The sequence below is a fragment of the Frankia canadensis genome (assembly GCF_900197875.1).
In the GTDB taxonomy this organism is placed as follows: domain Bacteria; phylum Actinomycetota; class Actinomycetes; order Frankiales; family Frankiaceae; genus Frankia; species Frankia canadensis.
In genome coordinates this window covers 1-14,958 of record NZ_FZMO01000257.1, presented here as the reverse complement: position 1 = coordinate 14,958, position 14,958 = coordinate 1, and the positions used below count along the sequence as shown (strand labels likewise).

General features: G+C 70.8%; 12 protein-coding genes and 1 pseudogene. 7 read left to right on the top strand and 6 right to left on the bottom strand.

What is annotated here, in order from left to right:
- The first annotated feature begins 309 nt into the window (after positions 1-309).
- Together C1A33_RS19630 and C1A33_RS19625 are read left to right on the top strand one after the other, a co-directional pair.
- Positions 310-1,281 (top strand): epimerase, encoded by a 972-nt coding sequence (locus C1A33_RS19630; protein ID WP_101832923.1) that lies wholly within the window; start codon positions 310-312, stop codon positions 1,279-1,281.
- A gap of 137 nt (positions 1,282-1,418) precedes the next feature.
- Entirely contained in the window at positions 1,419-2,054 is a 636-nt protein-coding gene (locus tag C1A33_RS19625; protein WP_207770390.1) for a hypothetical protein, read from the top strand.
- Between the two features lie 30 nt (positions 2,055-2,084).
- Here the strand turns inward: C1A33_RS19625 and C1A33_RS19620 are convergent, their stop codons facing one another.
- Positions 2,085-2,918 (bottom strand): response regulator transcription factor, encoded by an 834-nt coding sequence (locus tag C1A33_RS19620; protein WP_101832902.1) that lies wholly within the window; start codon positions 2,916-2,918, stop codon positions 2,085-2,087.
- On the bottom strand, positions 2,915-3,994 hold the full coding sequence (locus C1A33_RS19615) for a sensor histidine kinase (RefSeq protein ID WP_243407735.1): 1,080 nt from the start codon (positions 3,992-3,994) through the stop codon (positions 2,915-2,917). The genes C1A33_RS19620 and C1A33_RS19615 overlap by 4 nt, the downstream gene beginning before the upstream one ends.
- 239 nt (positions 3,995-4,233) lie before the next feature.
- On the opposite strand from C1A33_RS19615, the gene C1A33_RS19610 reads away from it, so the two are divergent.
- Positions 4,234-4,929: a hypothetical protein gene (locus tag C1A33_RS19610; protein ID WP_207770389.1), complete on the top strand. Its 696-nt coding sequence runs from the start codon at positions 4,234-4,236 to the stop codon at positions 4,927-4,929.
- Positions 4,930-5,085: 156 nt separating this feature from the next.
- On the opposite strand, the gene C1A33_RS34265 is transcribed toward C1A33_RS19610, so the two are convergent.
- Entirely contained in the window at positions 5,086-5,487 is a 402-nt protein-coding gene (locus C1A33_RS34265) for a hypothetical protein (RefSeq protein ID WP_133150739.1), read from the bottom strand.
- A gap of 158 nt (positions 5,488-5,645) precedes the next feature.
- On the opposite strand from C1A33_RS34265, the gene C1A33_RS19605 reads away from it, so the two are divergent.
- The gene (locus C1A33_RS19605; protein WP_101832901.1) at positions 5,646-7,673 is read left to right on the top strand and encodes a serine/threonine-protein kinase; all 2,028 of its coding nucleotides are present in this window, start codon (positions 5,646-5,648) and stop codon (positions 7,671-7,673) included.
- 1,384 nt (positions 7,674-9,057) lie between these two features.
- Here the strand turns inward: C1A33_RS19605 and C1A33_RS19590 are convergent.
- From C1A33_RS19590 to C1A33_RS19580, 3 genes are read right to left on the bottom strand one after another with little or no spacing between them, the layout of a single operon-like run.
- Complete coding sequence (locus C1A33_RS19590) at positions 9,058-9,846, bottom strand: MerR family transcriptional regulator (RefSeq protein ID WP_101832898.1); 789 nt, start codon at positions 9,844-9,846, stop codon at positions 9,058-9,060.
- A gap of 29 nt (positions 9,847-9,875) precedes the next feature.
- Positions 9,876-10,670: an ABC transporter permease gene (locus tag C1A33_RS19585; protein WP_101832897.1), complete on the bottom strand. Its 795-nt coding sequence runs from the start codon at positions 10,668-10,670 to the stop codon at positions 9,876-9,878.
- A complete protein-coding gene (locus tag C1A33_RS19580) occupies positions 10,667-11,623 on the bottom strand; it encodes an ABC transporter ATP-binding protein (protein ID WP_101832896.1) in 957 nt (318 codons plus the stop codon). Before C1A33_RS19580 ends, C1A33_RS19585 begins: the two co-directional genes overlap by 4 nt.
- 893 nt (positions 11,624-12,516) lie before the next feature.
- On the opposite strand from C1A33_RS19580, the pseudogene C1A33_RS36800 reads away from it, so the two are divergent.
- The 3 genes and pseudogenes from C1A33_RS36800 to C1A33_RS19565 form a co-directional block, all read left to right on the top strand.
- Positions 12,517-12,842 (top strand): annotated as a pseudogene (locus tag C1A33_RS36800) (FtsK/SpoIIIE domain-containing protein); the annotation flags it as partial.
- Positions 12,839-13,279 (top strand): replication initiator, encoded by a 441-nt coding sequence (locus C1A33_RS38405; RefSeq protein WP_480014587.1) that lies wholly within the window; start codon positions 12,839-12,841, stop codon positions 13,277-13,279. The pseudogene C1A33_RS36800 and the gene C1A33_RS38405, both read left to right, overlap by 4 nt.
- Before the next feature lie 101 nt (positions 13,280-13,380).
- The coding region (locus C1A33_RS19565) for an ATP-binding protein (protein WP_243407734.1) at positions 13,381-14,958 on the top strand (1,578 nt) is incomplete at its 3' end.

Here is a 14,958-nt window from a genome sequence, read left to right as displayed (position 1 = left end):
CTCACGGAGCCCGCGAAACAGATGATCCGGCCTGACCTCCAGCCTCAGGTTGCGTATCTCCGACACCACAACGCCTCCCCCGTGCAGCACGATCCGCCAGGATGAAACGCGGGACGCACGCCTCCGGGCCATGGCTGCCTTTGGGCAGCCTGTGTCGCGAACAGACCCCGGCCGCCGCCCGACCAGCTCCGGTGGGACACCGACCGGCAGCCCGGATCCGCGATTCGCGCGCCGACGAGAACTAGGATTTCGCCGAAGGTCCAGGTCGGCGAAATTCGCTGCCCGGGGCTCTGAGTGGAGGCCGGCGCCGTGAAGATTGTCATGCCGGGTGGTACCGGGCACCTGGGGCTTCTGCTTGCCCGCGCTCTCGACGGCGCGGGGCATGAGGTGGTCGTCGTGAGCCGGCGTCCAGATGTCCGTGTGCCCGGGGCGCGCACCGTGGGGTGGGACGGGCGGACCGCTGGGGACTGGACGGCCGAGGTCGACGGCGCCGACGCTGTGATCAACCTGGCCGGGCGCAGCGTGAGCTGCCGCTACACCGAGGCCAACCTGCGGGAGATGATGGCCTCGCGGGTGGACGCCGCCATCGTTGTGGGCGAGGCAATCGCCCGGGCGGCCAGACCACCCCGGGTGTGGCTACAGATGAGCACCGCCACGATCTACGCGCACAGCCACGACCGGGCCAATGACGAGGTGACGGGGATCATCGGTGGCGCCGAGCCCGGTGTGCCGGCGTACTGGGCCTTCAGCGTCGACATCGCCCGGCGGTGGGAGCGCGCGCAGGCGGACGCGCTGACTCCGCATACTCGCACGGTCGCGCTGCGCACGAGCATCGTGATGGCCCCGGGGCGGGGCGGGGCGTTCGACATGCTGTGGCGCCTGACCCGTCTCGGCCTGGGTGGGCCGGTCGCCGGCGGCCGACAGTACATGTCCTGGATACATGACCGCGACTTCGCGCGCGCGATCGAGTTCCTGCTGGCCGGCGATGAACTCACGGGACCGTTCAACCTCGCGTCGCCCAGTCCCCTGCCCCTGCGCGAGTTCATGGCCGGCCTGCGCAGAGCCTCAGGTGTTCGAGTTGGGCTACCCGCCACACGTTGGATGGCCGAGATCGGCGCCTTCGTGGTGCGCAGCGACACCGAGTTACTGCTCAAGAGCCGCCGCGTCGTGCCGGGACGGCTGCTCGACGCGGGCTTCGTGTTCGAGCTCCCCGACTGGCCCGAGGCCGCCCGCGATCTCGTGGCCCGCACCCGACCTCCGATCGGTAGCCGACCACGGTGATCACCGTGGTCGCCCCGAAGAACTGTCAGCAGGTACCGCTATAAACGGGCCATGCCTTCGACTACTTGTACGAGCACCTCTGGTAACCCGGGGCAGGTCGACACCACCATCCACGCGACACCCGCAGACGTCGCCGCGTGAGTGACCTGGAGAGCGCACCTCGACCCCAGCAACGGGTCACGACCGCACTGGAGAAGATCCTCGACGCCGAGTTCGACGTGGAGGTGTGCCCGCCGTGGCTGCTGCGCCCCGGCCGCGCGGAATGCGCCGCCGCCTGGACGCCCCTGACCACCATCTACCGCGCACTCACCGGCCAGGAGCTACCCGAGACCGCCCCGCCCCGCGAACGTCGACGCCTCGACATCATCGCTCGCTACCCCGACGGCAGCCAGCAGACCATAGAGATCGACGAACGCCAGCACTTCACCGCCGCCCGCGCCGCGACCTTCCCGCACTACCCCGCCGACATCGCCCTCGGCTACGACCCCCACCGCTGGCTGCGACGGTCACAGGAACTCACCGGCCGCGAACCGGGCGGTGGATTCGCCAGGCCATGCCCACCGCTGTTCCCCGGCCCCGGGGGACGACACCGGCAACGCGCCTTCCGCGACGCCCTCGCCGACCTCGTCCCTCCCCAGCACGGCTGGCTACCCACCGTACGCATCGCCGACTTCCAAATCCCCACCACCAGCCAAGACGACGAACTGACGGCGGCGACCGTCCGCGGGCTCCTGCAACGCCCCGGCGGGCCCCCAACCCGATTCCTCCGATAGACAGCACGAACGCCAACAACGGCGAGCAGGTCAGAGCAGGTCGTGGTCACGGGCGTAGAGGGCGGCCTGGGTACGGTCACGCAGGCCGAGACGGTCGAGGATGCGCGAGACGTGATTCTTCACGGTCCCCTCGCTCAGATGGAGCCGGGCCGCGATCTCCCGGTTGTTCAGCCCGGTCGCGACCTGCCGGAGGACATCGATCTCCCGGGGAGTCAGACCCAGGACCGTCGGCCCGGTGGCCGGCCAGCCAGCCGCGGATGACATGCCAGGGACCCCGGCGGCGGTGGGCGTTTCCTTCTCCGCGTGGTCTCGCGGAAGGGGAGAACCGCGGTCCAGGGCCGCGGTGAGACGGGCGGCGGCGGCCGGATCGAACTGGACAACGCCGGCCCGGGCCAGCCGGACGGCGGCGGCGAGCTCGGCGGCCGGCCGGTCCTTGAGCAGGTAGCCGGTGGCGCCCGCACGCAGGGCACGCACCACGTATTCCTCGTCGTCGAAGGTCGTCAACATCACCACCCGGCAGTCCGGCGCCCGCCCGGCCAGCTCTGTAGCCGCCGCGACGCCGTCCAGCCCCGGCATCCGCACGTCCATGAGCACCACGTCCGGGTCGAGGTCAAGCGCGCGCTCCACCGCCTCCCGGCCGTCGGCCGCGGTGCCGACGACCTCGATGCCAGGCTGGATGTCGAGCAGCGCGGCGATGCTCTCCCGGATCAGCCGCTGGTCGTCGACGACCAGCACCCGCACGGGCGGCGGCCCGGAGGATGGCGTGGACGAGACGGGGAGGTTGGCGTCTCGTCCGGAGCCGGAGCTGGAGGCCGAGGCGGAGCCGGAGTCGGAGCCGGAGTCGGAGCCGGAGGCGTCGATCATGGCGCCGGCTCGGCCTGGTGGGGGATCGCGACGGCGAGGCGGGTGCCTCGGCCCGGCCCGCTGTCGACCGTGACCGAGCCGCCGACGAGTGCCACGCGCTCCCGCATGCCCCGCAGGCCGAACCCCAGCTCGCCAGGCCCGGATCCGGGGCCCGTCACGAACCCGTTTCCGTCGTCGGTGACGACGAGCCGGGCCTCGGTCGGCGCGCAGTGGACCGTCACCGACGCGCAGGTGGCGTTCGCGTGTCGGCGAACATTGGTGAGGCCTTCCTGCGCCGCCCGATAGAGCGTCATCAGCACCGCCGGCCGGTACCGGAGCTCGTCCCCGAACGTCTGCACCGTCACGGCCAGCCGGCCGTCGTCGGTGCGCCGAGTCTGCCTCGCCAGCTCGGCCAACGCCGCGGCGAGCCCGAACGGTGCCTCGCGCAGCGCTCCGACGGAGCGACGGACGTCCTCGAGTGCGAGCCGCGCCGACCGGTGGGCGTCCTCGATCGCGGCGGCCGCGGCCACCGGGTCACGCTCGCGGAAGGCGGCCGCGCGTTCCAGCAGCACCGAGATCGCGGTCAGATGGTGTCCGAGCCCGTCATGGATGTCGCGGGCGACCCGGTTGCGTTCCGCCGCCGCGGACAGCTCGGCCACCCGCTCCGACGACGCCCGCAGCCTCTCGTTCGTGTCCTGCGCGCGTGCCCGCGCTCGCCGTTCCTCGGCGGCGACGGCGGCCGTCGCGATCGTCAGCACCAACCCGAGGATGAACATCAGCAGGTCCGAGACGTGTTCCGGCGACCGGTGCCAGTGCGGTTCGGTCACCTGGAACGCCGCGATGACAGCCGCGGCGCAGCAGGTACCGACGCCGATGCTCACCGCGCGGCCGAACGCGAAGTACGCGGTGAACGGCAGCAGCAGGAACAGTACTCGGGCGAAGCCGGCGCCGTCACCGGACGCGACCAGCGTGAACAACGCGGCCCGCCCGACCAGCAGCCCGGCCGCCACCCGCCGTGATGCCCCCCACGGGAACCGTCGTCGCTCCGCGTGGTCCAGCACCGCCGCCGCGGCGAGCCCGCCGACGAAGGGCACCACGCGCGTATCACCCAGGTCCGCGAGGCGCGCGTACCCGCCAGCGACCAGTACGCCGGCGTATAGGACGGGTGCGACCCACGGAACCGGCGGCGACACGGCGTCAGGGTACGACGGCGACGCGGCGCACCGAAACATGCGAAACGGCACCGTGCCCAACGGCACGGTCGTGACCTCGGGTGCCGCAGGTCCGCGGTCCGCGGGCACTGTCGGCACGGTCCCCGGCTTCCTACGGTCCTGGCATGGTCTTCCTTCTGCGCTTTGGCGCTGTCAGTGGTCTGGCGGCCGGGTTGTTCATCGGCGTACCCGGCCTGATCGAAGCGTTCACCGGCGAGACCCTCGCCACCAGTCTCGTCATCGGCATTTCGCCGGCGCTGGCGGTTCCGCTGCTGCTGGCGCTGCGCCTCAGCCTGCCGACCACGGACAGACAGCGTCGCGGGACCGTGGCGCGCCGGCCGGGAGCGGACACCTGGCCCTCACCGGCGGACCACCGGGGCGGGGGCGCGGGGGCGTTCGCCGACACCGCGTTCGCGGTCAATCTGCTCGGGCTCGGGCTGTTCGGTGGGGCCGCCTACGCCCTCAACGTCGTCATCTACCCGCTCGGCGACGACACCGACCTCGCCACGGCGAGCCGCGCCGCACTGCTGGTAAGCGCCGCCGTCTTCGCTGTCGGCAGCGTACTGTTCGGGATCGCCATGCTGCGCGCGGGCGCCCATCCGCGCACACCGGTGTGGCTCTATCTGCTGGCCCTCCCGCCGTTCGCGGTCGCGGCGCGCCTGCCGGACACTGCGCTGACCAGCGTGTTGCACATGCTCGTCGGGCTCGCCGTCGGCTGGCTCGGGGCCTCCTGCTGGCAGTCCGCCCGCGAAGGGCACCCGACGCTGGCGCCACACGCCCCCTCACCGGCCGCGCGTACTGGCGTCATTGCGTCGTCCTGACCGAGACGCGTCCTCGCGGACCGTCGGCGGCCGCCCGCGGCGACGCACCCGGCCCCGCGGTCGAGAACGCCACGCCCGCCCGGAATGCCCGCTCGGAGACCGCCGACGCCTACCGACGCACGCCGTTCCCGCCGTCAGCTGTCATGCGACACATGTTCACCCATTAGCGAGGAGCCAGGCGGCCTTCTTCCAGGTATCGGTACCGCACTTGCCGTCGACGTGCAGCCGACGGTACTGCGGGCAATTTTGCAGAACGCCGACGCGGGCGGCCGTTGTCGCCAGATAGGCCAGGCCGGGATACAGATACTTCGGATTCCGCGAAGTCGAACATCCGAAAATCTGTTTCAGCACGATATACAATATCTGGACCTGGCCACAGTAATTCCCTTCCAGCAGCAACGGCATACCATCAAAGATGGTCACCGTGGCGGGTGACGGCAGCGAAGGGTTCTCCGGCGACGGCGGGCCAGCCCCGTCAGGGCCCAGATGCGGGTTGCGTCCAGCGTCCGCCTGAACGCCGCGGACGGCCGTCTTCTCATCTCCGACGCCGGCAACCACCGGCTGCGCGCCGTGACACCGGGCCGACAGATCCTGACCCTCGCGGGAACCGGGAATCCCGCCTTCTCCGGCGACAGTGCTTTGTCCCGAGATGGTTAGACTGATGGCACTATGGTTGGGGCGGCGGATGTGTGGCGGCAGGCCAGCGGGGACGCCCGGTGATCGTCGACCGGGAGCGGGTGGAGAAGGCCCTGCCCGGCTACACCGTCGCCGAACGGTTGGGGTCGGGCGCGTTCGGGCTCGTGCTGGCCGGCGAGCATCGGCGGATGGGTCGCCCGGTGGCGATCAAGGTGATGGAAGCCGCGGGGCCCGAGGGCACCACGGGCGGCTTCGCCGACGAGGCGCGGGTGCTGGCAGGGCTGGACCATCCGCATGTGCTCCGCGTTCACGACTATGTCGAGGCCGAAGGTCTGTGCCTGGTGGTGATGGAGCTGCTGGCGGGGGGCACGCTCGCTCGCCGGCAGGCGGGGATGAGGCCGGAGGAGGCGTGCGCCGTCGGGTTGGCGGTGGCGGCGGCGTTGGGACACGCACACGACCACGGAGTCCTGCACCGGGATATCAAGGCAGACAACGTCCTGTTCGCCACGGATGGGACACCCAAGGTCAGCGACTTCGGGATCGCAAAACTGTTCGAGGGGACGGCGGTCACCGCCAGCAACATGGCCGGCACGCCGATGTATATGGCCCCGGAGCAGATCCAGGGCGGTCGGTTGGGGCCGAGTACCGACCTGTACGCGCTCGGCGCGCTGCTCTACCGGCTGCTGGCCGGCCGGCCACCGTTCGACCCGAAACAGCCGTTGCCGGTGCTGTGGAACCAACATCTGACCGCGCCACCACCCCCGATGGCCGGTGTGGCACCGCCGCTGGCCGCAGTGGTGCTACGCGCGTTGGAAAAAGCCGCCGCCGACCGCCATCCGGATGCCGCCGGGTTCGCGCTCGACCTCGCTCACGCCGCCACCGAGGCATTTGGCACTGGTTGGACGGCACGGGCCGGGCTGCCGCTACGCCTCGACGACGTCGTCCGCCGCGTCACCGACGCCCCTGTCTCTGCCCCTTCGCGGATCCCGACCGACGTCGCCGACGTCGCCCGCGGCCTGCCATCCGGCCAGACCAGCGTCACCCTGAACGGACGAGCGAACCCCACGACCAGCACGAGCAGGCCCGTTCTTTCCGTCACGGCTCCGCCCCTCGTGACACCGATGGCCGAGTCCGCGGTGACCGAGTCCAAGGCGGCCGAGTCCGCGTCGCTGGTGGCGCCCCAGCGGCCGCCGGCAGCCGTCGCGCCGTCGTCTTCCTTCGCCGCTGCCGCCGGGTCGGTCGTTGAGGCGGCACCCGACTCCGCCGTTACAGCCACGCCATCCGGACCGGGCACGCAATCGCCGCCGCCCTCGCTCGTGGACCGCTCCGCGGAACCTGGCCCCCCCGGCGGCCGACCCCGACGCCACGCGGTCCGCCTGGCCGTTGTCGGCGCCGTCGTGGTCATTGTCCTGGCGATCATGATGGGAGTCCTCGGCTCCGACATCCTGGCTGGAGAGGATCGTAGATCGGCAGGAGGCAACAACGGCCTGATGGCGAGCAAGGAATCTCAGGGCACGGTGACGACGCCCGCCTCGGCCGAGACACAGGCTGCCGCCACCCCTACGGCTGTTGGCTCGTCAGCCGCCGTCTCCTCTGACAGCCCGACGACCGCGGGTCCCTCAGCCGGCCCCCGGCAGTCAGGCTTCTCGGCCGTCGCGTCGGGGCCAGCCGCGACCACGGCAGGACCGGCTGCCGCCAGGCCGGCTGATACCGGGCCGGGCGCGGCCGCGCCGCCAGCCAACCCGGGTCAACAAGGCCCCGCGGGGCCTGGCGGCGACCCGAACTACGTCTCCGGTTCAGAGACCAGCGTCCCCGGCTGCGCCGGTTGGGTGGACTTCAACGGGCCCCTCTACGGAACGCTTTCCGCCGGAAATGCATCATGCTCGGCCCAGGTCACCACCGTCGACCAGGCGCACGACGCCGCCCCCGGAAACGTCAGCCTCAATGCGGCGAACTACGCACGGGTGAACTCGAAGCCACCCTCCTACTTCGCCTTCGGCTATTACAGGTATGCGGTACGGATCTGTATCTGGAACCAAAACGAACCCAGTCACAAAGAATGCTCTCCGACGTACATCAATACCCAGGGCAAAGTCACTCGCGGTTGACCCCCCGGCATGCCCGACCCGAATGCCCTTACCCGCTGGTGCACCGGTTTGTGGACCGCACGCAGATGTCGCGTCCCACCCGCGTGTTCCCGACATACAGGTCGACGTACACGGTCACGATCCCGCCCCGCACCTCGGACGCGTCCAACGTTTCGCTGACGGCCGTCGAGCCACACCGCACTGCCGTCTGGTAGCGAGCCAGTTGCTGGGCGGGGGAGCCATATCCCGTGTAGACGGTGTGGGTGCAGGCCGATCCGCTCTGCATGGTCCCGGACACCCGGACTGACCGGTTGAACCAGGTCACAGAACCACGCACCTGGGGAGACGGGCCCGAAGCCGACGCGACGTCATAGCCCGCCGAAGGCCATTGAGGACTGGCGGCCGTCGACGGGGCTGGAACAGGAGCCGGCGGTGCCGGCGCGCCCGGCTGGGTCCGTATCGGCGCTGTCACTCCGCCCGGCTGAGTCTGTACCGGCGCTGCCGGCGCGCCCGGCTGGGTCCGTCCCTGCGCCGTCGTCTCGCCTGGCGTCGCGACGACCGGTTCGGTACCGGGCCCGGTCCGGCCTGTGGGCTGCGTGGAGGGCAGGGTGGCCTCGGGGGTCCCTTTCAACCGGTCGGAGGCGAGTGTCGGGGACGCTGGCAGGTCGTCGCGCGTATGCCCTTCGCCGAGCTGCCCGTCGCGGGAGCCCGAGCCGCCTGGCCCCGCGTTCGTGTTCCGCGCCGGGTCGCGGTGGCCGCCCGCGACCCAGATGATGATCGGGACCGCTACGAGCACGGCGACGGCGCCGGCCAGGACGGCGATCACGACCCTCCGGCGGGATCTCGGGCCCGGGACAGGAGTCCCCGTCGCCGGCTCCTGCTGCCCCAGGTGCGGTTGGTGATCTCCCCCGGGAAGTGCGGGCGAGCCGTCCTCGCCCGCGGCGTGGGAACCGTCACCGGTCGGCGGTGGTAAGACCGCTGCGCCCTGACCGCCGGGCAGGGTGTCGGCGTCCGGGTCGTGCGGCCCGATGATTGCTGGCTGCATGAAATCCTTCCGCGGTGCGCGCCCCGGTGGACGGGAGTCAGCGGGTCCGCACCAGAAGGTCGAGATCATGCCTGGCACGGACCTGGACACCCTCTTACCAGCACTGTACGTGGAGGTCCACGACGCATCGAAGACACCCGCCGGACCTCACGCCGCCCCACCCGGCCGCTACCAGCGCAGTTTCTGGAGCCGGTAGACGTCAGCGGCGAGCTGGCGGAAATCTCCTTCAACGCCGACCCGACCAGACCCTTCCGGCTCCTGGCGCGGGGCTTCACCAGCGGAATGCTCATCCAGAAAGCGGAGTCGCCACCCTGCCGGCGTCACCGCATCGGCGTCGCCGAATTCGTGACAGGTTGGACGCTAGGTTGGACGGATCCGCTCCAGATTGGTCCAGCCGCGCCAGCCGCGCTCCTCGAGCAGGTCCAGAAGCCGGCGGGCGATCGGCACCAGGTCAAGGAATACAGCGTCAAGGAGCTGCGCAAGCTCGGCGGGCATCACCCCTTGATGCTCCCCCCGTCCCTCAGCCTGATGATCCTCCCATCCCTCGGCGTCGGCCTCGAAGAGCGCTACGAGCCGGTCGGCTACAGCCGCCACCCGCGGGTCGTCCGCCTCCCAGCTGGCCGCGGCGACGAGATCGCGGAGGAGCTGGAGCGTGGCCGGGTCGTCGAGCTGCTGCTGCTTCGCCTTCATGTAAAGCGGCATGTGCTCCGGGAGCTGGGCGGCGACCAGGATCCAGGCGTCCCGCTCTCCTTCGACCATCAGGTCGGAAAATTCGAGCTTACGCAGCCGGTCGAGGTAGGCCACCGCCTCTGGAGGCAGGGCCAGGCTGTCTCCGGCCGCGAGCCGCGCGATCCGTTCGCGGTGCCGTTGCCGCTCCCTGATCTCCGCGCGCAGGCGGCGGTCGATGTCGGCGACGGCGGCGGTGAACTCCTCCTCGCTCGCGGCGAGAAGCTCGTGGACGCGTGCGAGCGGGACGCCGGCGTCGGCGAGCGTACGGATCTTGATGAGCTCGACGGCGGCGAAGGCGTCGTAGCGCCGATAGCCGGAACGGTCACGCTTCGGCTCCGGCAGCAGGCCCTTGGCGTGGTAGTGCCGCACCGCGCGCACGGTGACGCCGGCGAACGACGCCAGCTGGCTGATCGTGAGCACCGCGCCAGTCTCCTCTTTTCGTCGGTCTCCTATTTCGCGGGCACGCGCAGGAACAGCCGACGCGACCAGAGGTAGCCGAGCAGCGCGATCAGTGCGCACCAGCCGATCGCGAGCCACAGGTCGGAGCCCGGCCGCGCGCCTGTGACGAGTGCGCGCAGCGTGTCGATCATCGGAGTGAACGGCTGGTGCTCGGCGAACTGGCGCAGCCCGGCCGGCATCGCGTCGGTCGGGACGAAGGCGCTGCTGATGAACGGCAGGATCACGAGGAACAGCGGGGTGTTGCTGGCCGTCTCGACACTGTCCGCCGCCAGCCCCATGCCGACGGTCAGCCAGGTGAGCGAGAACGCGATGAGGACCAGCAGCCCGATCACGCCGAGCCAGTCGAGCGGGCCGGCGTCGGAGCGGAACCCGAGCAGGAACGCGAACCCTGTCACGATCACCACGGCGCCGGCGGTCTTGAGGACGGCGCCCAGCACGTGGCCGGTGAGCACCGACACCCGGGCGATGTTCATCGTGCGGAACCGGGCGATGATCCCGGTGGTCATGTCGCTCGCGGTCGAGATCGCGGTGCCGAGCGCGACGCTGGCGACCGTCATGATCAGGATGCCCGGCGTGATGAACATCAGGTAGTCGCCGCGGTCTCCGCCGCCATGCTGGCCCGGAAGGCCCGCGCCCATGGTCCCGCCGAACACGTACACGAACAGCAGCAGGAACAGGATCGGCTGCGCGACCAGCATGACCGACAATGAGGGGTAGCGACGGATGTGCAGCAGGTTGCGCCGCAGCATCGTCACCGAGTCATGAACGGTGTAGGCGGTGCTCATGCGGGGATCTCCCTGGCGGCGGGCGCCTCGGCCGCGTGGCCGGTGAGCGCGAGGAACACGTCGTCGAGGTCGGCGGACTCGACGGTCACGCCGGCGACGCGGTCGTTGTCGAGGCCGTCGAGGACGCGGCGCAGCCCGGCGATGCTGCCGTCGCTGGGCACCTGCAGGGTGAGCGCCTCGGCGTCGGAAGTGGCCTCCGGGTGTGCCGCCGCCGCCGCGGCCAGTCCCACGGCGTCGGTGAACTGCACCGACACGTGCCCGCCGGGCACCCGCCGCTTCAGCTGGGCCGCCGTGCCCTCGGCGACCAGGCGCCCCCCGTCGAGGACCCCGATGCGGTCGGCCAGCTGGTCGGCCTCCTCGAGATACTGCGTCGTCAGCAGCACCGTCACCCCGTCGGCGACCTGCTCGCGCACGATCGCCCACAGGTCGCGACGGCTGCGCGGGTCGAGCCCGGCCGTCGGCTCGTCGAGGAAGATCAGTCGGGGCCGGGCGATGAGGGTCATCGCCAGGTCGAGGCGCCGCTTCATACCACCCGAGTAGGTCTGCGCGCGCCGGTCGGCCGCGCCGACGAGGTCGAAGCGCTCCAGCATCACGGTCACGGCGGTGGTCGCCGTCGTCCGGTCCAGGTGCGCCAGGTCGGCCATCAGCCGCAGGTTCTCCCGGCCGGTCAGCAACTCGTCGATCGCCGAGAACTGCCCGGTGACACCGATCGCGGCCCGCACCCCGGCGGGCTCGCGGCGTACGTCGAAGCCGGCGACGCGGATCTCGCCGTCACCGGGGGCCAGCAGGGTGGACAGGATGTTGACGGTGGTCGTCTTGCCGGCGCCGTTGGGTCCGAGGAGCGCATAGACGGTGCCCGCCGGGACAGTCAGGTCTACGCCGTCCAGCACGACGTGGTCGCCGTAGGACTTGGTAAGTCCGGCGACCTCGATCGCGGGGGTGGTAGCGGTCATGCCGCCATGCTGAAACCCTGACGCAGGGTCAAGGTCAAGTCCCTGTCTACGAAGGCTTCGGCAACTCCGACGAGCTCATTGAGCCAGCGCGCAGCTCTTGATCTTGACGCTCCGCCACCTAACCTCGCGGCTCGGCAGGCGAACCAGCGGAAAGCAGGCGAGCGTCCGCCGTTGAAACGGACGGTCCGCCGGTCTGTTCAGCATGTCGGGGCAGGTCAGAGGGCTACGCGAGCGGCCTCTGCCAGAGGTCCCCGGCTTCCCTGTGTCTGTCGGATCAGAGCCAGCGCTTCCTGCTGAAGACGTACAGGAGGGCGAGACGAGGCCGATCAGAGCGATCGCGAACGGATATCCCACGGTGCCGTCAGCCCCATCGCCGCCTAACCCCGGAGGAACACAGCGGTTCAGTAGGGCTCGGGGGAGGTACAGCCGCGCAGGCGGTGCACGAGGTGATAGTGCCAGGGCCGGTCTCCTCTTGACTGGCGCCGATTGTAGTCGCCGTCGCCGGCAATTACGTCCCGGGCTCTGCTTATTCGCCGACTCGCCGGAGGGGTGCAAGCAAGGAAACAGCCGTCGTTCCAGAGTCATTGCCCATGGGTCGACCTCAGGCTTCCGGGCAGAAGCGCCGGCAAATCGGTGTGGCTGCGTCGGCGGTACCTGGGGGCGACCAGAGCGCGCGGGAGCAGGGCTTGCTACACCGGGCTCGCGCTGAGGATGTCCTGCATTGGCCCGGAGGTAACCTCGTACAGCATCCACGCGGCCTTCAGCCACGGCGAGCTTGGTCGTCTCACCTCGTGTACCTGCTCTTATCGCGCCCAGTGATGGTGGCCAGTCGGGAGTGGCGCGGGCGCCGATCAAGGCGGGTGCCTGATGGCTACAGGCGGTACCGCCGTGATAGGCGACTGTCGGCGTCGCTGCCGCTGTTCCTGTCCCAGGGCCGCGCGCCGGGCGTGGTCGTGGTGGCGGCGGTGCAGCACCCGCGCAAGGAGACGTTGCCGTTCCGGGACCTGTTCCCGGTCCGGGGTGCGCGCTGCGCTTGGTGGAGATCCTCCGCGAACGTGGCTTCGGCTACGTCCTGGGACTCGACCCGCCCGTCCGGCGCCGGCGGCGGCTGGCGTGGCCATGGCACCGAGCAGGCGGCCGACGTCCCAGCACTGGCAGGCGGGCGGATGGCTGGGTTCCCGACCTCACTGAATATGGCGACCCGCGGGGCGACCAGTGAGCCCCGTGGACCAGGACGGCGCCGACCTCGGCCCGGCCCATTCTGGCGCCGAGGAGTCTCGGCCTGGTTCACGGCTGGCCCGGATGCGTCAGCCCCTGGCTCGCCACGTCGTAGAGGCGGTCGCGGTCGAGGAGGGCGCGTGCATCCGGCCGGTGGCGCTGCGCCGGGTCGACCTCGACACCGGTGAGACGACGATCATTCCGGCGCCGTGTGGGGCCACGCTGGCGTCGAAGTGCCTGCCGTGTGCGGCGCGGGACGCGATCCACCTCCCGAACCAGGTCGCCACACCCGCAGGCATACCCGCTGTATCGCCGCTTCAGGACGCGAGCCGACGGGTCCCGGTTTCATCTTGTCAGCCTCTCAGCTACGATTCGGAGCAGCCTTCTACGACATACTCCGCCCACTGTTTACAAAGCCTGAGCGTTTACAAAAAGTGATGATTCGGCCGATGGTTCGTGGGTCAGCCCGTGGTGGCCCCAGCCGTTCTGGCGGGCCAGCCGCCGGTCGCTGTCCCGTACCCGACTGTTATCAGGTGATCATGACTGACCCCTCATCGCCAGCGACGCCCCGCGCGTCGATGTCCGGGCGGTACCTCGCCGGGTTGGCGGCCCGTCTCGCCGACCGGCACGGGAAGGAGACCGCGGAGGTGGCCGCCGCCCGCGGCCACGCCGATCAGCTTCGTGCGCAGCTGGCCCAACGGGACACCCAGCTGGTGGAGTCTCAGCTGCAGCTCGGGCGCCTCCAGGAGCGGACCGAGGGACTGACCGCGGACCTCGCGCGACGAGATCAGCGCGTCGCCGAGCAGGCCGAGACCATCGGTCAGCTGGGGAAGCGGCTGCAGGTCGCCGAGCAGGCGTTGGCGTTCATCTCCCACGAGGCGCTCCCCGCGTTGATCGAGGGCACCCTTACGCCCGCGTTGCCGGCGGTCCTCGACGGCGACGCCGACATCGTGGCCCGCTACGACGGCATCGTCGGCCAGGTCGTCGAGCTGCGCGACGCACTGCGACAGGCACGGGACGCGCTGCGATCCGTGGAACGACGGATCGTCGCCTGGGAGGAGGGTGCGCGATTCGTCATAGATCACCAGCTACCCGCTCTGGCGGCCGGTGATCTGGTTCCCGCACTGCCGGACGCCGCCGGTGACGAGGCGGTCGTCGGGGTGCTGGACGGGATCGGCGCGGTCGTCGCGAAGCTGGTGGAGCAGGTCCACGATCGTTTCCGGGACCGCGAGGAGGCCCTGCGGGCCGCGACGGTCGGGCTCGCGCGCAACGTGCAGGCCGTGTCCCACCGGGTGCAGGAAGAAGCCACGGCCATGGTGCTGGCGCATCCGACGACACCGGATGTGCTCGAGAGCGGCTACCGCGTGGACCATGCGGCCGCGCAGCAGGCCCGGTACGCGCAGAACCTCGCGGTGCTGTGCGGCGAGTCGCCGGGCCAGCAGTGGCAGGAGCCAGTGGCCGTGGCCGACATCGTGACCGCGGCCGCCTCACGGATCATCGCCTATCAGCGGGTGCACGCATCCGGCGACCCGGACATCGCGGTTGTCGCGCACGCCGCCGAACCGATCATCAGCGTCATCGCCGAGCTGTTGGCCAACGCGGCGCAGTCCTCGCCGTCGACGAGCGAGGTGCTGGTCGCGATCCGGTCGGTGCAGCGTGGAGTGGTCTACGAGATCGACGACGGTGGCGTGGGCATGGAGGAGTTCCGCCTGAACCAGGCGCGGGAGATCGCCTCAGGGCGCCGGCCCGTGCGGGTGGCGGATCTCGGCCAGACGCCGCAGACCGGCCTGGCGGTGGTCGGCGAGTACGTGCGCCGGCACGGGCTACGGGTCGATCTCAGCGAGTCGGTCTACGGCGGCGTCCGGGCGGTGGTCTTCGTGCCCGACGAGCTGACCGAGCTGTTGAATCCCACCGCGCGTCGTGCGCGCGGCCGCCACCGGGCCGGGTCTGCGGCCGTCGGCACGCCCCCGATACCCGGCGCTGTCTCCCCGCCCCCCCCGGCTTCGGCCTCCGCGTGCGACCCGGCGCTTCTCCGCGCCGCCGCGCGCGCCCCTTCCGCAGGGGCCTTCCCTGCCAGGGGCCACCCTCCGCCGCGACCGAGACGGGGTCGCCAGCGG